Annotated in this window: 15 protein-coding genes; 10 read left to right on the top strand and 5 right to left on the bottom strand. The window is 62.4% G+C overall.

What is annotated here, in order from left to right; all coding sequences use genetic code 11:
* Positions 1-101: 101 nt before the first annotated feature.
* The 3 genes from RIN13_RS11400 to rraA form a co-directional block, all read right to left on the bottom strand.
* Positions 102-1,532, bottom strand: a complete 1,431-nt coding sequence (locus RIN13_RS11400) for a sugar porter family MFS transporter (protein WP_309107454.1) — start codon at positions 1,530-1,532, stop codon at positions 102-104.
* 363 nt (positions 1,533-1,895) lie between these two features.
* Entirely contained in the window at positions 1,896-3,566 is a 1,671-nt protein-coding gene (locus RIN13_RS11395; protein ID WP_309107453.1) for an MDR family MFS transporter, read from the bottom strand.
* Positions 3,567-3,718: 152 nt separating this feature from the next.
* Positions 3,719-4,195 carry a ribonuclease E activity regulator RraA gene (rraA, locus tag RIN13_RS11390; protein ID WP_309107452.1) on the bottom strand — a complete coding sequence of 159 codons (477 nt, stop codon included), beginning with the start codon at positions 4,193-4,195 and terminating at the stop codon, positions 3,719-3,721.
* A gap of 124 nt (positions 4,196-4,319) precedes the next feature.
* On the opposite strand from rraA, the gene RIN13_RS11385 reads away from it, so the two are divergent.
* From RIN13_RS11385 to RIN13_RS11370, 4 genes are all read left to right on the top strand, one after another.
* Complete coding sequence (locus RIN13_RS11385) at positions 4,320-5,606, top strand: MFS transporter (RefSeq protein WP_309107451.1); 1,287 nt, start codon at positions 4,320-4,322, stop codon at positions 5,604-5,606.
* 152 nt (positions 5,607-5,758) lie between these two features.
* A complete protein-coding gene (locus RIN13_RS11380) occupies positions 5,759-6,340 on the top strand; it encodes a helix-turn-helix domain-containing protein (RefSeq protein ID WP_309107450.1) in 582 nt (193 codons plus the stop codon).
* A 297-nt stretch (positions 6,341-6,637) separates the two neighbouring features.
* Positions 6,638-7,834 (top strand): NADP-dependent malic enzyme, encoded by a 1,197-nt coding sequence (locus RIN13_RS11375; protein ID WP_309107449.1) that lies wholly within the window; start codon positions 6,638-6,640, stop codon positions 7,832-7,834.
* A 156-nt stretch (positions 7,835-7,990) separates the two neighbouring features.
* Positions 7,991-8,491 carry a DUF456 domain-containing protein gene (locus tag RIN13_RS11370; RefSeq protein ID WP_309107448.1) on the top strand — a complete coding sequence of 167 codons (501 nt, stop codon included), beginning with the start codon at positions 7,991-7,993 and terminating at the stop codon, positions 8,489-8,491.
* A gap of 106 nt (positions 8,492-8,597) precedes the next feature.
* Here RIN13_RS11370 and RIN13_RS11365 read toward each other — a convergent pair whose 3' ends face one another.
* Both RIN13_RS11365 and RIN13_RS11360 read right to left on the bottom strand, forming a co-directional pair.
* Complete coding sequence (locus RIN13_RS11365) at positions 8,598-9,056, bottom strand: Lrp/AsnC family transcriptional regulator (protein ID WP_309107447.1); 459 nt, start codon at positions 9,054-9,056, stop codon at positions 8,598-8,600.
* A gap of 107 nt (positions 9,057-9,163) precedes the next feature.
* Entirely contained in the window at positions 9,164-9,844 is a 681-nt protein-coding gene (locus RIN13_RS11360) for a response regulator transcription factor (RefSeq protein ID WP_309107446.1), read from the bottom strand.
* A 334-nt stretch (positions 9,845-10,178) separates the two neighbouring features.
* Here RIN13_RS11360 and RIN13_RS11355 point away from each other — a divergent pair, with 334 nt between their 5' ends.
* The 6 genes from RIN13_RS11355 to RIN13_RS11330 form a co-directional block, all read left to right on the top strand.
* The gene (locus RIN13_RS11355) at positions 10,179-13,526 is read left to right on the top strand and encodes an efflux RND transporter permease subunit (RefSeq protein ID WP_309107445.1); all 3,348 of its coding nucleotides are present in this window, start codon (positions 10,179-10,181) and stop codon (positions 13,524-13,526) included.
* Positions 13,523-13,984 (top strand): hypothetical protein, encoded by a 462-nt coding sequence (locus RIN13_RS11350; protein WP_309107444.1) that lies wholly within the window; start codon positions 13,523-13,525, stop codon positions 13,982-13,984. Before RIN13_RS11355 ends, RIN13_RS11350 begins: the two co-directional genes overlap by 4 nt.
* Before the next feature lie 6 nt (positions 13,985-13,990).
* Positions 13,991-17,131, top strand: coding sequence for an efflux RND transporter permease subunit (locus tag RIN13_RS11345; RefSeq protein ID WP_309107443.1), 3,141 nt, complete (start codon positions 13,991-13,993; stop codon positions 17,129-17,131).
* A 398-nt stretch (positions 17,132-17,529) separates the two neighbouring features.
* The gene (gluQRS, locus tag RIN13_RS11340; protein WP_309107442.1) at positions 17,530-18,411 is read left to right on the top strand and encodes a tRNA glutamyl-Q(34) synthetase GluQRS; all 882 of its coding nucleotides are present in this window, start codon (positions 17,530-17,532) and stop codon (positions 18,409-18,411) included.
* Between the two features lie 35 nt (positions 18,412-18,446).
* Complete coding sequence (locus tag RIN13_RS11335; RefSeq protein WP_309107441.1) at positions 18,447-19,571, top strand: serine hydrolase domain-containing protein; 1,125 nt, start codon at positions 18,447-18,449, stop codon at positions 19,569-19,571.
* Positions 19,572-19,643: 72 nt separating this feature from the next.
* On the top strand, positions 19,644-19,915 hold a 272-nt coding region (locus RIN13_RS11330; RefSeq protein ID WP_309107440.1), incomplete at its 3' end, for an HD domain-containing protein.

Genomic DNA, 19,915 nt, shown 5'->3' with positions numbered 1-19,915 from the left:
ACCCTCCCTCACCTTTCGCAGGTTTTTGGCGAACCCTCCTTCAGTTCGAGGGAGAGCATTCGCGCAGATAGAGCGAAAGGTGAGGGAGGGTTTTCAGCCCCCTACTTCGGTGGGGAGACAAACAGGGTTTCGGCCTGCTCGAGGGACATGCCGTTGGTTTCCGGTACCTTGAACAAGACAAAGAAGAACGACGCCGCCGCGAACAGCGCGTACATGGCGTACGTTAGCGGCAATGAAGCCGCCGCCATGACCGGAAAACTCAACGTGATGGCGAAGTTGGCAATCCACTGGGCTGCCGCGGCCAAACCCAAAGCACGGGCACGGATCCTTGAGGGGAAAATCTCACCCAGCAGTACCCACACGAGTGGTCCCCACGAGGCGCCGAAGCTCACCACGAAGACGTTGGCCGCCACCAGGGCAACCGGTCCCCAGCCGCCCGGCAGGAATATTTCCGATCCGGAGCCGGTAGCGGAAGAAAAGGCCAAGGCCATGGCACCGAGGGATACCGCCATGCCGATCGAGCCAGCCAGCAGGATGGGTCGCCGGCCAATGCGGTCCACCAGTGCGATCGCCACCAGCGTGACAAGGATGTTGGTGATGGAAGTGGCTACCGAAATGGTGAGTGAGTCCTTCTCCTGAAAGCCCACGGCCTTCCAAAGAGTGGTGGAGTAGTAGAAGATCACGTTGATTCCGACGAACTGCTGCAACACGGAGAGCGTGATGCCGATCCATACCACTGCCTGCAGTCCGAAGACTTTTCCGCGGAGGGAGCCCTTCTGCCCTGCCAGCTTGTCTTCCTCGATGGCCGACTGGATCTCGCGGATGCTGCGGTCTGTATCCTCGCCCGGGGCGATGGTCTCGAACACCTTGCGGGCCTCGTCCTCTTTGCCCTTAAAGACCAGGAAGCGGGGCGATTCGGGCAGTCTGTAGGCGATCCAACCATAAACCACGGCAGGCAGGGCGGCGGCGAGGAACATCCATCGCCAGGCTTCTATCCCGAGCCATAGCGGCTGGTCCGCACCGCCGGCGCTCGTTGCAAAGAGTGCGTCAGACAGGAGAGCCGCGAAAATACCCGTAGTGATGGCCAGTTGCTGGAGCGACGCGAGGCGTCCCCGGACATGGCGGGGAGAAATCTCAGAGATGTACGCCGGGGCGATGACAGACGCCAAGCCAATCCCGAGTCCACCCACCAGTCGCCAGAAGATCAGGTCCCAGACGCCAATGGCGAAGCCCGTCCCGGCCGCGCTGACGAGGAACAGGAGTGCACCCAGCTTCATGGCGGGGATGCGCCCGTACTTGTCCGCCACTTTTCCGGCCAGGTAGGCGCCTGCCGCACAGCCAAGGAGAGCCACGGCCACGGCGAATCCGGTGACGGCTTCGGACAAAGCGAACTCGTCCTTGATGGCGTCAACTGCCCCGTTGACCACGGACGAATCGAAGCCGAAGAGGAATCCCCCCACTGCGCCTGCGACCGCAAGGCCGATCACCTTGCGCGGCACGCCAGGGCGCACTTCAGTACTGGATGTGGACATGGATCTCCCCTTGGATCTGGCATCGGAATTGAGCGCTGCAGACATCGTTGGCTCCGGATCCAGCCTCCTGCAGGCCGGCGGATGCGCGCTCAACAGTGTGCCATGCCCCGCTGGGAGGTTCCAGTTTGCCCCACCGGAGGGGCCCGGCCTTTTGGGTGAAGCAGGCTGAGGTGCAGGAGGGGTTCCTAAAAACCTGCGGAAGGTGCAGGAGGGTTCCTAAAAACCTGCGGAAGGTGCAGGAGGGTTCCTAAAAAACCTGCGAAAGGTGCAGGAGGGTCTGTTGGCAGGCCGACGACCGCGGGAGGCTCCCGCCGCCGTCGAACGTACCCTGGGCAACGAGCACGCGCAGGCGCTCCCGGTCCACTAGTGGGCCGGGACTGCCTCCGCGCCCAGTGGCTCCTTGACAGCAGCAGGCTTGGCATCCGTGAGCTTCTTGTTCGGGAGGGCGAAGCTGATGAGGAAGGCGATACCGGTCAGGGCTGCAGCCGTGAGCATCACGATGTCGATCGACTGGGCGAAGCCCTCGGTTATGGGCCTCGTGAGCGTGGCATTGGCCGTGTGCAGCCAACTGGTGTCGTTAAGGGAATCGTTGGTGGCGCCCTGCTTGAAGAACTCGTAGAGCTTGGCGTTAGCGGGATCGGCGGCGACTGCAGGATCGTTGAGAACAGCCAGGTAGTCGGGATTCTGCATGGCAGCTTTCATCCCGCTGGCGATCCTGTCCGCTGCCATGCTGAACAGCATCGAGATGAAGACGGCAGTGCCAACAGCACCGCCCATGGACCGGAAGAAAGCCGCCGAGGAGGTTCCAACGCCCATGTCCTTGGGCGGAACGGAAACCTGCATGGCCAGCGTCAGTGGCTGCATGCAGAAGCCCAGGCCCATGCCAAAGAACACCGCGATCAGGCCCGGGACCCACAGCTCAGTGTCTGCACCGAGGGAAAGGCCCATGACCACCGCAGAGGCTGTCAGGATTGCTGTGCCCATGATGGGAAAGATCCGGTAGGTTCCCGACGCCGAGATGGTGCGGCCGGCAGTGATCGAACCCGTGAGAATACCCAGCGTGAACGTGATCATCATGAGCCCGGCCTGGGTGGGAGTGAGTCCCTTGACCAGCTGCAGGTACATGGGCAGCATCGCGATGGCGCCGAACATGCCGATGCCGATGATGAAGTTCAGCATCGAGGAAAGGCCGAACGTGATGTTCTGGAAGAGGCGCAGGGGGATCAGGGCGTAGTCACCGGCACGCTTTTCCGCGAGCAGGAAGGCAACGATTCCCACCACACCCAGTCCGTAGCAGAGGAACGAGCTGACCGACGTCCAGCCCCAGACGCGGCCCTGTTCGGCCACAAGAAGCAGCGGAACGATCGCCAGGGTGATGGCCGCCGCTCCCCAGTAGTCGATTTTCTGCCGGACGTGCTTCACGGGAAGGTGAAGGTAGAGGAAGACGACGGCGAGGGCGGCCAGGCCGATCGGAAGGTTGATGAAGAACACCCAGCGCCAGCCGTCGAAGCCCAGGATGTTTGCCGACCCCGCGAACGCACCGCCGATCACGGGTCCAAGGACTGAGGAGATGCCGAAGACGGACATGAAGTAGCCCTGGTACTTGGCCCGGTCCTTGAGGGCAACGATGTCGCCGATGATGGTCAGGGCCAGCGCCAGCAATCCGCCGGCACCGAGGCCCTGGATGCCGCGGGCAATAGCCAGCTCCATCATCGAATGCACGGAGCCCGCGTAGAGGGAGCCCAGAAGGAAGATCACGATGGCAATGAGATACAGCGGACGGCGGCCGAAGATGTCGCTGAGCTTCCCGTAAAGCGGAGTGCTTACCGTTGAGGTGATCAGGTAAGCGGTGGTGGCCCAGGCCTGCAGCGACAAGCCGTCGAGGTCATTTGCGATGGTGTAGATAGAGGTAGAGACGATGGTCTGATCCAGCGACGACAGGAACATGCCAAGCATGAGTCCCACCATGACTGTCAGGGTTTGGCGGTGAGTCAGGGTTTCACCCGGTGCCCGCACGGCGGTGCTTTTGGACATGGTTTCTCCAAAGGGGACGACTGGAAATTAACAGAGATAGTTGCTTTTAGTAACTATCTTACTGCCCTGATTGTTCCCGAATTGAAGAATTTTCCTGATATGAAGAGTTCGCAGTGTCCGGACAGGGCGCGATTTCCATCCTCCCCGTCCCGTCAGCGTTCTACGAGGATGCCATCAGGATCGCACCAGATCATCGCTCCCGACCTGATGGTGACGCCGTCAATGAGGAGATCGACGTCGGTCTCTCCGGCACCGGTCTTTGAGCTTTTGCGCGGATTGCTGCCCAGCGCCTTCACACCCAACGGTAGTTCCGCGATTGCCTCCCGGTCCCGGATCGCACCGTTGATTACGACGCCGGCCCACCCGTTTTGGACGGCGCTCGCCGCAATCATGTCCCCCATCAATGCGGTGCGCAGGGAACTGTTGCCGTCCACCACCAGCACGGCTCCGTCACCAGGTGTGCCAAGAACCTCTTTGACGAGGGCATTGTCCTCGAAGCACTTGATGGTGCGGACAGGGCCGTTGAAGTGGCTGTGGCCGCCCAGGGACTGAAACTGCAGCGAAACGGAGGCCAGCTCGTCACCGCGTTCGTCGTACAGATCGGCAGTGGCAATCGATGTGTCGGTCATAACTTCTCCTTGGTTCAGATGATGTTCGCTTACCGGCCGGTTTGGGGCTGAAGGGATCGCCTGAATGGCTGCTGCCCACGATAGTCTGAACTCACACTGTCCGTGTCTTCCAGGGGGAACCGAGATGAGCCTTTCCGAAACGCCTGGAATGACGCCTGAGGCCGAGGGGGCGCCGCCAGCCGGAGCCGCGCTCGCGGAGCCAACCCGGAAGGTGACACCCGGCTGGGTAACCGGACTGGTCCTGGTCAATGTCGGTATCAATGCGGCGTTCTTTGGCCCGATCAACGTTTTCATCGGACAGCATGCCATCAGCATCGACTCGGCAAACAAGGAAGCCATCCTGTCCCTTGTCACGGGCTGTGGTGCGGCTGTCTCCCTTGTTGCGAACCCGCTGTTCGGGGCGCTATCCGACCGCACCGTCTCCCGTTTTGGCCGGCGCTCGCCATGGGTTCTGGCGGGTGCCATCCTTGCGACTGCAGCGCTGCTGGCCATGTCCGGCGCCACCGCCGTCGCAATTCTGGTGCTTTGTTGGTGCCTGGTTCAACTGGGTGCCAACGCGGCCTATGCCGCAATCACGGCGGCAGTCCCGGACAGGGTGCCAGTCTTCCAGCGGGGCGGGGTCGGTGGGCTCGCGGCCATGGGACAGACAGCCGGAATCCTCCTGGGGGCAGTGTTCGGCGCCGTGGTATCCGGCAATTACATGGTGGGGTACTGGCTTTGTGCGGGGGCGCTGATTCTGAGCGTCATTCCGTACCTCTTTAACAGGAATGACCCCGCATTGCCGCTGAGTGCGAGGCCGGAGTTCACTTGGCTGGGGTTCTTGCGGGGCTTTTGGATCAGTCCGGTAAAGCATCCTGATTTTGCCTGGGCCTGGCTGACACGCTTTCTGGTCAACGTCGGGAATCAGTCCACCATCATCTACCTGCTTTTCTTCCTGCGGGACATCATCAAGCACGAGGACCCGGCACTGGGTGTGCTGATACTGACGGGCATTTACGCCATGATGGTGATGATTACTGCCGTGATTGCCGGGCCATGGAGCGACCGCGTGGGAAAGCGGAAGCCGTTTGTGATCGGCTCATCCGCCACCATAGCCACAGCCGGCCTCATCATGGCCTTCTTCCCGGTGTGGACGGGTGCACTGGCGGGCGCCGCCGTCCTGGGGATTGGCTTCGGGGCCTACCTCGCCGTCGACTTCGCCCTCCTGACCCAGGTTCTCCCAACCGCCGTGGACCGCGGAAAGGACATGGGGGTGATCAACGTGGCCAACTCTCTGCCTCAGGTGGTCGCCCCGGTGATCGCCTTCGTCTCGCTCCAATACCTTGGCGGCTACGTGACACTCTTCAGCACGGCTGCCTTCATTGGGCTCCTCGGGGCAGTATTCGTGGTCAAGATCAAGGGCGTTCAATAGCGGAGACGAACACACGGACAGGTCGTCCGGTCGTCGTCTTTACTGAATAGGACAAAGTTACGTGCCGTATAGTTGTAGCGAATTGCTGCTGCAGTGCGGTGACCGGGGTCCTGCTTTGCGGTTGCAAAAAAGCCCTCTCCCGGAACGTGCTGATGCTTGAACTAAATTCAGATCTGCCACCCATGGCCGCTCCGCCATTGCTCCCACGCCAGCAGATGCGCTACGCCCGGATACTGGATGAAGCTGCCGGATTCGCCCGTAAAGGGCTTGAGTCCATCACTCTTTCCGAAGTTGCTGCAAAGGCTGACGTGCCGCTGGGAACGCTGTACCGCTACTTTCCTTCTGCCACCCATTTGATGTTGGCGCTCTACCGGAAACAGCTCAGCGAGCTGCAGGTAGGGAGCTGGCCAGGAAAAGGCAACGTCCGGGTCCATGCCCTGGTCGGCGTCACCATGGAGATCTTTCACATGCGTGTCATGCAGCCGGCGGTTGAGCAGTGCCTGAGCCGGACCAGCTACCAGAAGGACAGGGACACCACGGACCTGTTGCGGGAAATTGATGCAATAGCGGAGCATGCCGTGACGGTGGCCAGCGGTGATGTTGCGAAGTCCCGAATCCTCCTGCTGACAATCACCGGACTGGTGCAGGCTGTCCGATGCCGCAGACTCTCCCTTTTCGAGGCTGAAGAGGATCTGAAGAGGGCCTGTTCCCTCTTGGCAGCAACGCGGTCGTAGTGGGCAGCGGTCTAGACCGGTTAGTCACAATCGAGACATGAGACAGTAATTTCCATCACTCGGGCATCCTGGCCATGCCTAAATCCCGGCACTGGGCCCAAGAGTGGTCTGGTTGGCCCAGTCCGGCGATTTACCATGGCAGTACCGGAGGGGCAAGCAGTTCCTCCCGCAGGAGACACGGCGGTCCAGCCACCCCTTGGATCGGTCATGGACTTCGCTGATCTGCCCAACTCAAGCGGCCCGCGCTTGAGCCTTCCCTATCCCGTGCGACCACGGCCTAGACCAGGAGACAACGACGTGTCCATAGAAACGACCACTCCCACCGACCTTGAATCCGCCGCGACCTTGAGCGAAGAGGAAATTTTCGCGTCGCACCAGGGCGGCAAGCTGTCCATAGCCAGCACCGTCCCGCTGGCCACCAAGCGTGACCTTTCAATCGCTTATACCCCCGGGGTGGCTCAGGTCAGCCGGGCCATCCACGCCGATCCGAAGCTCGCAAAAACCCTGACGTGGGCTGAGCGCCTCGTCGTCGTTGTAAGTGACGGAACAGCCGTCCTGGGTCTTGGCGATATAGGCCCCAGCGCTTCACTGCCTGTTATGGAAGGCAAGTCAGCTCTCTTCAAGGCTTTTGGTGACCTTGACTCCATCCCGCTCGTCCTGAACACCACGGACGTCGACGAGATCGTGGAGACGCTGGTGCGCCTGCGCCCCAGTTTCGGTGCCGTCAACCTCGAGGACGTTTCGGCGCCGCGCTGCTTCGAGCTGGAGGAGAAGCTTATTGAGGCGTTGGATTGCCCTGTGATGCATGACGACCAGCACGGCACCGCCGTCGTGGTCCTGGCCGCCCTCACGGGCGCCGCAAAAGTCACCGGACGCGAACTGGCGGGCCTTCGGATTGTCGTATCCGGTGCCGGCGCTGCCGGAATTGCAGTTGCAGAAATCCTCCTTGCCGCAGGCATCGACGACGTCGTGGTGCTGGACTCGCGCGGGCTCATCGTCAAGGACCGGGCGGACATCGCCGCAAACCCTGCCAGCAAGAAGTCAGAGCTCGCCGGGAAGAGCAATCCGCGCGCTTTGTCAGGCGGACCCGCAGAGGCCCTCCTCGGCGCCGATGTTTTCATTGGGGTATCGTCATCGCAGCTGGCCGAGGAACACCTGAAGCTGATGAACCACAGCTCCATCGTGTTTGCCCTCTCCAACCCGGACCCCGAAGTGCTGCCCGAAGTCGCCTCCAAGTACGCGGCAGTGGTGGCCACCGGCCGGAGTGACTTCCCCAATCAGATCAACAACGTGCTCGCCTTCCCCGGAATCTTCCGCGGGGCGCTCGACGCCGGTGCCCGCCGGATTACGCCGGAAATGAAGCTTGCCGCTGCACGCGCCATTGCCGAGCTCGCCGAGCCGGAGCTGTCCGCAGATTACATCGTGCCCAGCCCCCTGGATCCACGGGTTGCCCCGGCCGTCTCAGCAGCCGTAGCGGCGGCCGTCACCGAGTAAGCGCAACCAGGCACACCCAGCATTACGACGGCGGTAACTCCCCGGAACGCGAAAGGAGGTACCGCCGTCGCGCTTTGGGACCGGGCTGGTTCCTGCAGGGCTCCCGCGGTGCCTCCAGGAACCAGCCTTTCGCCGTTCGCGTCCTAGACTGGGGCCATGAACCCCGAGACCGTCGTGACGATACTCTGCGGCCTGGCCATTCTGGTTGGAGTGGCTGGAACGGTGATTCCCGTACTGCCCGGCAGTATCCTGATTGCGCTGAGCCTGCTCTCGTGGGCCATCTGGGGCGGGGCGGGCGCAGGCGGCTGGGTGGTGTTCGGGATCGGAATGGTGTTCGTCCTTGCCGGCATGGCGGCCAGCGCCGTTCTGACCGGGCGGAAGCTCAGGGAGCACCGGATTCCCAACCGGAGTGTCGTCGTCGGGCTGGTCCTGGCCGTTGTGGGGATGTTCGTGATCCCGGTAGTGGGGCTCTTTGTGGGCTTCGCCGCAGGCCTGCTACTGAGCGAATTCCACCGGACTCGGAAGTTCCGAACTGCAGTGACCACCAGTTGGGCAGCGCTCAAGGCCACGGGATTGGGCATATTGGTGGAGTTCGGTCTTGCGTGCCTGGCCGCAAGCACGTGGTTAATTGGTGTGTGGGTGGCGGCGGCCAGCTGAGGCAGTTGCCGGCTTCCGCCGGAGGCGGACGAGATGCGGAAACTGTAGGAGCAGGACTGAAAACAGCTCGGCGGGGAGTGACCGCGCTGCAGCTATCCGTAGCGGTTCAACCTTCGAGCAACCCTGTGGTCCGATAGGGGATGACTTCCCGCAGGAACATGCTCGTGGAGGTCCGCACGATTCCTGGGCACAACCTGATTTCCTCCGACACCCGGTAGAGGTCGTCAGGGCTGGAGGCCACCACCCTGATCAGCAGATCCGTGTCCCCGGCGGGCGCATGGCACTCGAGTACTTCAGGAATCTCCCGCAGGGCGGCAATCGCCTCGTTGAGGTGGCTCTGGTCCAATTCAGCGCTCACGGAGGCTGCAACACCCCGTCCGAGGGCGGCAGGAAGGACCCGGCTGCTGTTCGGACGAAGAGCGCCTGACGTCGACATCCGCTCAAGGCGCGACTGCACAGTTCCGCGGGCGAGGCCGAGTCGCTGGGCGAGCACCATGATGGGCAGGCGCGGATCTTCGTCTAATGCGGCCAGAATGCGGCGGTCTGTGGAATCGAGTTCCTGCAAGCTGATGCCTTTCGTGCACGGAACGGGTCAGATAAACCAACCGTAAACCATCGTGCAGCCCTTACTGGTCCCTCTTCTGGCCGCCGAATGGTGTGGTCCGGAGGACGTCACCCCGCGATTCGTGGGGCCAGCAAGCCCAGCTGGCGGGCCTTTACCACGGCTTCGAGCTGCGAGTGGACTCCGAGGCGTGCGTGGATGGCCTTCACATAGCCGCGGCAGGTGTTTTGCGAAATACCGAGCGTCTTGGCATTGGACCTGACGTCCTTGCCCTCAGCCATCAGGCGCAGCACTTCCATCTGCCGGTTGGTCAGCAATGGACTGGCCTCTTGCCTGGAACGTGCCTGCCCGTGTTCCGAAAATGCCGACAGCATGAGCGGATCAACCTCAATGCTCCCGGGGTGCGCATGCCGGACGGTGTCCAGCAGGGTCACCAGGGAAGCGCCTTTCGCCAGGAATGCACAAGCCCCGGCAGCGGCTGCCTGCATCAGTTCCTCAGCGGTTGGCTGTGCGGTAAGCAACACCACGCGGGCCTGCGGTGCGAGGCTGCGAATCCGGGCGGCAGCAGAGGTTCCGGAACCGTCCGGCAACCGACAGTCCATCACCACAACGTCCGGCTGCAGGCGCTGGCACATCCCCAGGCCGGCCGCAACGCTCCTGGCAAAACCCGCCCCATGAAGATCAGGTTCCCGCTCCAAGGCAAGCGTTAGCAATTCTGCAAAGGCAGCATGATCATCGATGATGAGTACGCTGGTCTGTTTGGCTTCGACATCTAAGGCCTCCGCTGTCATTGCCCCTCTCCCCAAGTCGTCACTGGTACGTCACTCGTGTCTGAAAGCAGTATGCGACGGCCAGGGCCTGACGTATACAGGTGATTGCTGCCCCCGTCTAGGTGGTTCGGACCCTTGATATAGGTGATTGGAGTGCCCTGCCAGCGCCCAGCGCGCCCCCAATTTTGGGGATGTGGCTAACCAAGCTGGGGCTGTCCGTAAATCCGGTTCGGCGGGATGCTTGTTCAAATGTCCACCCGGGAAAGAAAGAGAAGCACTCCGGGCGGTGCGAGGCCAGCCCGGATCGAGGCCGCGCTCTCCCGGTAGATCCCCCTACCAGCAGCTTGGATGAGCGATGACCGGTTTATTTGCTAGATGGAGCCTTCAATTCCGGCTGCTGATTCTTGCCTTGGCGGCCGGCATTATCGCAATGGGTTTTTGGTACTTGCCCCGCACCCCTGTGGATGCCCTCCCGGAATTCGAGCCTGCCCAGGTGGAAATCCAGACGGAAGCCCTTGGCCTGTCCGCACTGGAGGTGGAGCAGCTCATTACGTCCCCCATGGAGGTGGACCTGCTCAACGGGGTGGCCTACCTGGATGAGATCCGATCCCAGTCCGTTCCAGGCCTTTCCTCGATCCAGCTGCTGTTCGAGCCGGGAACCGACCTGCCCCGCGCTCGCCAGCTTGTAGCAGAGCGGCTGGTCCAGGCACACTCGCTGCCCCGTGTTTCAACTCCTCCTGTGCTGATGCAGCCGAAGTCTTCCACGAGCAGGGTGATGATGGTGCGGCTCTCCTCCTCCGAGGTCCCGCTCATCGACATGTCCGTCCTGGCCCGGTGGAATATCAAACCCCGTCTGATGGGTGTTCCCGGGGTAGCGAACCTCTCAATTTGGGGGCAGCGCGAGCAGCAGATGCAGGTGGAGGTGGACCCGGCAGTGCTCCAGGCCCGGGGTGTCACCCTGAACCAGGTTATTCAGACAACCGGTAACGCGGTCTGGGTTTCCCCGCTGACATTCCTCAAATCCTCCACTCCGGGCACCGGCGGCTTCCTGGAGACGGAGAACCAGCGCATCGGCATCCAGCACGTTCTTCCGATCACGAGCCCCAGCGACCTCGCGCAGGTAAGTGTTGAGAACGTCACAGGCAGTCCGCTGGTGCTTGGTGACATAGCGTCTGTCCGTGAAGACCACCAGCCGCTGATCGGTGACGCCGTAGCGGATGAGGATCCCGCCCTGATGCTGGTCGTGGAGAAGTTCCCTGACGCCAACACAGCAGAGATCACGGCCGCAATCGAAGCTGCCCTGGAGGATCTGAAGCCGGGGCTGTCCGGCATCGACGTCGACACCTCCGTCTACCGACCTGCGTCCTTCATCGAATCCGCCGTACAGAGCCTGGGAACCGGGATTCTTGTAAGTCTCGTCTTGTCCGGCCTGCTGCTTGGGCTGTTCTTCAAGTCATGGCGGGTCGCCTTAGTGGGCTTCCTGGTTCTCACAGTGTCCGCTGTTGCGGCGCTTCTTGTGCTGTTCGCCCTCGGAGTCGGGCTGAATGTCATGGTGTTCTCCGGGCTGGTGCTTGCCCTGGTGGTGGTGGTAGGGGACCTGGTGACGGACCTGAACGGGATGCGGCATTTCCGCAGCCAGTCCATCCCGACGCGTCGCGGCCACGCAGCCCACGTCAGTATCGACGACGGACTCGACGAGAACCCCACTCCGGGAGTTGGGCGGGGGACACGTTCCGGAAGCGACCTGTCCACACGTGAGTTGTCCCGGGCGGAGCAGGCCAGGCGCGAGCTGTCCAAAACGGAGATGATTGGGGCGGCGCTGCAGCAAACCCGCAACGCGATTGTCTTTGCCGGTCTGATCATGGCGTTGGCCGTGGTCCCGGTGCTGTTTCTGTCCGGCGTGAACCGGGCACTATTTGTTCCGCTTGTCCTCTCGTACCTGCTGGCACTTGCCGTGGCTCTGCTGATCGCGTGGACCCTCACGCCGGCACTGGCAGTGACCCTCCTCCCGGATGATCCACGTGAGCCGGACCTGACCCGCCGCCTCAAGGCCGGATATCACAAGGGCCTGGAGTGGTTCGCGGCAAGAACCAAATGGGTGGTTGCTGTGGGTGCAGTACTGGCCCTGGCAACACTGGCAGGCATACCAGCGCTGGCTTCCGGCCAGCCCTCCGTATCCGCCCTCCAGGACCGTATCCTGCTGGTCCAGTGGGACGGACTGGAGGGGACATCAAACACGGAGATGCAACGGGTGTCCGCCCTCGCCACAAATGAACTCAAGAAAGTGAACGGAGTGGCCAACGTGGGCGGACACGTCGGGCGCGCCATCACATCGGACCGCGTCGTCGGTGCCAACTCCGGCGAACTGTGGGTCACCATGGCGGCCGACGCAGATTACTCCACGGTGGCCGATGCAGTGGATGAAATCGTCGCAGGCTATCCAGGCATCAGCGGAAGCGTGGTCACCTACGGGCAAAACCGGCTAGACGTTGAGCGCAGCAAATCCGAGCATGAATTCGCCGTCAGGGTCTTCGGTGTGGATTCCGCAGTTCTTCGGGAGCAGGCTGAAAACGTCCGTGAGCTGATGCTGAACACGGCCGGGCTCGTCGATCCGCAATTGTCCCTTCCGCGGCTGCAGCCGATCGCAGAGATCGAAGTGGATCTGGCGCGAGCCCAAAAAGAGGGCATCAAGCCCGGTGATGTCCGCCGTGCCGCGGCAACGCTGCTGCAGGGCGTCGACGTCGGCTTCCTCTTCGAGCAGCAGAAAGTCTTCCAAGTGGTGGTTAAGGGCATCCCGGCGACAAGAGCCAGCCTCACCAGCGTGAACGAGTTGCTGATCGACAAGCCTGGCGGAGGGCACGTGCGGCTCGGTGATGTAGCCGAGGTCCGCGTGGCTCCAAACGAGGCCGTGATCACCCACGTGGATACTTCCCGCCACATCGATGTGGTGGCTCAGGTGGACGGACGGTCCATCAGCGATATTTCCTCGGACGTCAGCGCGGGTCTGGCAGGCCTTTCCTTCCCGCTGGAATACCACGCGGAGGTACCGGCGCAGTACACGCAGCAGGAGAACACGTTGCAGTTGGCCTGGGCAGTTGCCGCCGCAGCGCTGATTGGCATCCTGGTTCTCCTGCAGACTGCATTGGGCAGCTGGCGGATGGCGCTGGTGGTGTTCCTGGCACTACCGCTTGCCCTTGCCGGCGGAGTCGTTGCAGCACTGATTTCCGGCGGGATCGGTTCGCTCGTCACGTTGCTCGGGTTCGTGGCGATCCTCGGTATGGCCGTGCGGGACAGCATATTGCTCGTCCGGCGGGCTCAAACTCTTGAAGCTGTTGAGGCGAACGGTGCCGGCGCCCCACCAAGCGCCGGAACTGCAGAAGCCGAGGAAGCCCGCATGCGGCGGGGCCCCCGCTCACCGGTACTGCAGGCAGCCCAGGAACGGCTGGCGCCTGTCCTGACTGCCGTGATCATCAGCGCTGTGTTCCTGGTCCCGCTGGTGGTCTTCGGCGGGGGCGTCGGCAGGGAGATCGTGATGCCCATGGCCACGGTGGTCTGGGGCGGGCTGGTCACCTATGCGTTGCTTACCTTGATTGTTCTTCCCGCCCTCCTGCTCATCTTTGGCACTGGCGGCCGGGACGATGCCCTGAAAACACAAGCTGTTCCCGGTGCCGTAGAGCTCCCTGAAAGATCGGAAATATCATGACGAACGCGAACGTGCAGTGGAAACGCCGTCTCGTGGGGGCCTTTGTCTTCGGCGGCCTGATTCTCGGTTCCCTGGTTGCGTGCGCGGGAGAGCGCGCGCCCGCGCCGGCTGCCACAGGGGTTGAGGCAGCCACGCTCGAGAAAATCGAGGGACAGGAGGTCAGCAAAATTACACTGACCGAAAGTGCCAGCAACCGCCTCGGACTCACTACTGAACCCGTTCAGGCCGGAGCGGACGGCAAACTGCAGGTTCCGTACTCAGCATTGATTTACGATGCGAGCGGTGGGACCTGGGTCTACACAAGTCCCGAGCCGCTGGTGTTCGTCCGGGCACCTGTCGCGGTGGAACGGATCGAGGCCTCAACCGTGCGACTGGCAAGCGGACCCGAACCCGGAACGGAAATCGTGACGGTCGGGGCAGCTGAGTTGCTCGGTGCTGAACTGGATACGGCGCACTGATCAATCATGCGCAGGCTCATTGGGTACAGCCTCAAGTTCCGCTCGATCGTCGTTGCGCTCGCCGTGGCGATCATGATGGTGGGAGCTGTACAGATCAGCTCAGCCTCGGTGGACGTGTTCCCCGAGTTTGCGCCGCCTCGGGTGGAAATCCAGACCGCAGCTCTGGGCCTGACGGCAGCGGAGGTTGAGGAACTCGTTACCGTTCCCCTGGAGGAGGCGCTGAACGGCGTCGAGGGCCTGGACGAACTGCGCTCCAAGTCGGTATCACAACTCTCTTCCGTCCTCATGATCTTCGATCCCGGGACCGATCTGTTGAGGGCGCGGCAGCTGGTGTCAGAGAGGGTTGCCACTGTCACGCCCACGCTCCCCAGCTGGGCAACGCCCCCGGTTATGCTTCAGCCGCTCTCGTCAACGAGCCGCGTCATGAAAATTGGCCTGTCCTCAGATGAGCGGACCATGATCGAGATGTCGATGCTGACGCACTACAAGCTGCGGGCTCACTTGTTATCCGTCCCCGGTGTGGCCAACGTCGCCATTTGGGGAGAGCGGAAGGAAACCCTGCAGGTACGTGTCCAGCCTGAGCGGATGAAGGCAGAGAACGTCTCACTCCAGCAGGTCATGGAAACCACCAACGACGCTGTGCATGCGGGGCTGCTCAAGCACTCCTCAGGAAACATGGTGGGCTCGGGCGGCTTCGTCGAAACCCCCAGCCAGCGTTTGGGAATATCCCATGTACTGCCGATCCGCACAGCTGAGGATCTCGCGGCTGTGACTATCAGCGAACGCGGCGGGGATCCGCTTCGGCTCGGCGACGTCGCCGATGTGGTGATGGACCATAATCCGCTGATCGGCGACTCCGTCATCAACGACGGCGAAGGCCTGATGCTCATTGTGGAGAAGCTCCCGTGGGGTAACACTCTGGAAGTCACCAGGGGAGTGGAAGAAGCACTGCAGGAGATGGCCCCGGCGCTGTCCGGGATCGACGTCGATACCGCCATCTTCCGTCCGGCAACGTTCATTGAGCAGTCGCTGAAGAATCTCAGTGTTGCACTGCTGTTGGGCATCGTCCTGGTCATGATGGTACTCGGAGCCTTCCTGTTCCAGTGGAGGACTGCCCTCATCAGCCTCATTGCCATTCCGCTGTCCCTGATCACGGCAGGCGTGGTGATCATGATGACGGGCAGCACTGTTAATACGATGGTCCTGGCAGGACTGGTGATTGCCGTCGGGGTGGTGGTGGACGACGCCATCATCGACATCGAAAACATCATCCGCCGCTTGAGACAGCACCGGCTCGGAAAGAGCGGCCGTTCGACTGCTTCTGTGGTGCTGGAAGCCTCCATGGAGGTGCGCGGACCGATTATTTACGCCACCCTGATCATCGTTGTTGCCGCTGTTCCGATCTTCTTCCTTGAGGGTTTGACAGGGGCGTTCTTCCGGCCGCTGGCCATGTCGTACACCCTGGCCGTTTTCGCTTCGATGTTGGTGGCGCTAACAGTTACCCCGGCCCTGGCCCTGATCTTCCTGCGTAAAGCGCCTCTCGATCCCCGGGACCCGCCGCTGGTCCGTGTTCTGAAGCGCGCCTACCACTCCTTCATGTCGCGTGTTGTGCGCCGGCCCGCCCCCGGTTACATTGCTTTCGCCGCCCTCACAGTGACGGGCGTCCTGGTGGCCCCGCTGCTGGGCCAGGCTCTGCTTCCTTCCTTCAAGGAACGCGACTTCCTGATGCACTGGGTTACCCAGCCGGGCACCTCGTTGGCTGAGGAGGTCAGGATCAGCGAGCGTGCCTGCCGCGAACTTTTGGAGGTGGATGGGGTACTGAACTGCGGCGCCCACATCGGCCAGGCCCTGGCCGCAGACGAGGTGGTGGGTGTGAACTTCGGCGAAAACTGGATCAGCGTCGACCCCGATGCAGACTATGACAAGACGCTCGCCGCCGTGCAGGAAGTTGTGGACGGCTATCCGGGTATCCACCGCGACGTTCAGACGTACCTGAAGGAAAGAATCCGTGAAGTTCTCACAGGCGAGGGGGACGCCGTCGTCGTCAGGGTTTACGGTGATGACCTGGAGACCCTGCGCAACCTCGCCAAAGAGATCGAGGGAGTGATGGGCGGAATCGACGAAGCGGTCGAGGAGAACATATCCCTCCAGGTGGACATCCCCCAAGTGGACATCAAGGTGAATCTTGACGCCGCAAAGCGCCACGGTATCAAGCCGGGCGACGTCCGCCGCGCCGCGGCGGCGATGGTAGCCAGCGAAGAAGTCGGCGACCTCTGGACCGAGGGGAAGGTCTTCGACGTCCGTATCTGGAGCCCCCCGGAAATCCGCTCAGACGTAACAAGCATCGAAAACCTGCCCATCAGCACGCCGTCAGGAAGCTTGATTCGGCTTGCTGACGTTGCGGAGGTCAGCGTCAACGCCACCCCGGGCGTCATTGAGCGGAACAACAACTCGCGCAGGATAGACATCAGCGCGAACGCCGCCACTGAGGGGGAGCTGGGCGCACTGGTCGCGAAGCTGGAGGAAGGCCTGGCCGGAGTCGACTTCCCAACCGGTTATCACGCCGAGATCCTTGGCGAATTCGCCGAACGCGAAGCGGCTACGCGGCAGTTGCTGATCTTCGCCATCGGAGCTCTCCTGGTGATCTTCCTGCTGCTTCAGGCATCTTTCAGCAGCTGGCGCCTGGCCGCCCTGATCATGTTCACACTTCCGGTGGCTCTGGTTGGCGGTGTGTTGGCAGCCTATCTGAGCGGCGGCGTATTGTCGCTCGGTTCAATCGTCGGTTTCCTGACCGTCATGGGGATCGCCGCCCGTAACGGCATCCTTCTCATCAGCCACTGCCAGCATCTGGAAAAGTACGAAAATGAAAAATTCGGACCGGAGCTGGTGCTGAGGGGAGCGGGTGAACGCCTCTCGCCCATCCTGATGACCACGTTGGCCACTGGGCTGGCGCTGGTACCCCTGATTGTCATGGGCACTATCCCCGGGCACGAGATTGAGCATCCCATGGCGGTGGTGATTGTGGGCGGCTTGGTGACTTCCACGCTGCTCAACCTGTTCATCCTGCCGTCGCTGTACCTTCGGTTCGCGAAACCACGGGCGAAGGCGGAACCTCCCGCCCCTGCAGTCCCGGTCCCGGCCAGCTAGGGCAAACTGACCAATTCCGGCCAGCCAACTCCTGCCGGATTGGTCGATTTGATTAGGGTAATGGTTCCCTGTTGCTCCAACTGCATGGCCTCTGCTCAAATGGTGGCAATAGAGGAGGAGGCCACCGCCGAATCCGCCAGGCTAAGGGCACCCCGGTACACCACCCGGTCCCCGGACAACGCCTCCCGCAAGGAGGAAGCCGCTGATTGACACTTGTTCACGCATCGTCGCCAGCACAAATCGTCTCCATAAAGCTTTCTGTGGGTCAGGAAAGACGCGTCCGGACCCTTCACGACAAGAGCCCCTGAGCCACCGGCGCCGGTTCCACGGAATCCTGCGGTAGCTGAGGGGCTCTTGTGTGCCTGCAGGCTTCTCCATCCTGCGCCTAGGCTGGAGGCATGACGTCAGCAGGTCGCTTTGCCCCGAGCCCTTCGGGCCAACTCCATGTGGGGAACCTGCGCACCGCCATCCTGGCCTGGATGTTTGCCTGGTCCACCGGACGGCAGTTCCTGGTCCGGGTTGAAAACCTCGACCGTGCGCGGGCAGGAGCTGAAGAAGAGCAGCTCCGTGATCTGGCGGCAATCGGCGTCAGGTGGGATGGCGCCGTCGTACGCCAGACCGAGCGCGAGCCGATCTACGCGGACGCAATTGCCCGGCTCACCGCAGCGGGCCTGACCTATGAATGCTTCTGCACCCGGCGGGAGATCCAGGAAGCGCCCTCGGCGCCGCACGCTCCTCAGGGCGCTTATCCAGGAACTTGCCGCTATTTGTCCCCTGCCGAGGTGGAATTCCGGCGTTCCAGCCGGCCGGCCGCTATTCGCCTGCGTGCCTGGACCGACGAGTGGACAGTGAAAGACACGCTGCACGGCAGCTACACGGGGATCGTGGATGATTTTGTCCTCCGACGGAATGACGGCGTCACTGCGTACAACCTCGCGGTGGTGGTGGACGACGCCGCCCAGGGCATCGACCAGGTGGTCCGCGGTGACGACCTGCTTCCGTCAACGCCCCGCCAGGCGTACCTCGCATCCCTGCTGGAGATGCCGGTACCGGAATACGCGCACGTACCGCTCGTGGTGAATTCCGACGGCATCCGGCTGGCCAAGCGTGATGGCGCTGTGACGCTCAACGACCTGGCGCAAAAGGGAATCCCGGCCGAGACTGTCCGGGACATGCTTTTGGAGTCGTTGGGGCTTCCGGCCGGCCCATTGGATCAGGCTCTGGTGGTGTTCAATCCCATGAATCTGCCGCGGGAGCCGTGGATCTGGCCCGTCCGCTAAGCGTCCCAGTGCGGGGCATTGGGTAGGGTGTGGGAATGCCTATGGGGACTGTCGCACCAGGATTTGAAGCCGTCGCCGAACTCTTTCGCACCTTTACCGCCGAGGACCCGGACTATTCGGCCCAGCTGGCCGCATACCACCATGGCGTCAAGGTGCTGGATATCAGTGGAGGCCCGCACACCAGGCCGGGCTCTGTTACAGGGGTGTTTTCCTGCTCAAAAGGCGCGGGTGCATTGGTGATGGCACTGCTGGTACAGGACGGGGTTCTGGATTTGGATGCAGCCGTGGCCTCCTACTGGCCGGAGTTTGCAGCTGTCGGGAAGGACCGGATCACCGTCCGGGAACTGCTGTCCCACCAGGCCGGGATTCTCGGCGTCGAAGGCGGCTTCACTCTCCAAGAGTGCAACGATTCCGCGCTCGTGGCCAAAAAACTTGCGGCTGCCCGGCCGGCATGGAAACCGGGGGCTGCCTTCGGCTATCACGCCCTGACTCTGGGCATGTTCATGGAAGAAATCTGCCGCCGCGTTACGGGAACCAGCCTGCAGGAGGTGTACCGGGCCCGAATCCAGTCGGTCACCGGCGCGGACTTCTTCCTGGGGCTCCCTTCTGACCAGGACCACCGGTTCGCTGCCTTCCGGTCCGCTCCGGATCCCAGCCCGCGCTGGCTTGATCCGAACAGCCACCTGGGGCTGGCACTCAGCCCCGACGGCAGCAACCTTTTCGACTTTCCCAATATCCCCGAAGTCCGGGCAGCCGGATTCAGCTCGGCTGGCGGTGTTGCCAGTGCCGACGGCCTGGCCCGCGTTTATGCCGCCGCCCTCTCGGGGCTGCCGCCAAGCGACGGCCGTCCGGGGATCGCGCCACTGCTGTCGGCCGATACCATCGAGGACATCAGCGCGGAACAGGTCTACGGGATTGACCGGCTCTTCGGTGAGATGGGCAGCTTCGGCACGGTGTTCCTCAAGCCCAGGGCCACGCTGCCCTTCGGAAGTTACCGGGCGTTCGGGCACGACGGCGCCGGCGCATCTTTGGGCTTTGCCGATCCTGTGTACGGACTCGCCTTTGGTTACGTACCCCAGCAGGCGGAAATGGGCGGGGCCGGGTGCCGAAACATCCGGCTGAGCGAGGCGGTACGGCAGGCCATCCTCGCTCTGGGATAGGAGCCAGGGGCTACGCTGGAGTGCGGCCTTCCGGACTGGGACCGGCCGCCTGCCAAGTAGAGGATGACACACATGCCAGAACCACGATTCACAGTTGAGACGGCCATGGTCCTTGCCGAGGTTGCCCACAACCGTCAGAAAGACAAACTCAAGCGCCCGTACCGCGAGCATGTGCTGGCAGTGGGGGATGCGCTCGCGGACTTCGACGACGACATCAGGATCGCCGGGTACCTCCACGACATTGCTGAGGACACCCCCATCACCCGGCAGGCGCTTCTGGACATGGGAGTCTCCGAACGGGCTGTTGCCATCATCGAACGCGTTACCAAACGCCTGCACGACGA

This window comes from Arthrobacter sp. (assembly GCF_031179985.1).
Taxonomy (GTDB): Bacteria; Actinomycetota; Actinomycetes; order Actinomycetales; family Micrococcaceae; genus Arthrobacter.
The sequence above is the reverse complement of the archived record's forward strand: the minus strand, read 5'-3'. Positions and strand labels throughout refer to the sequence as shown.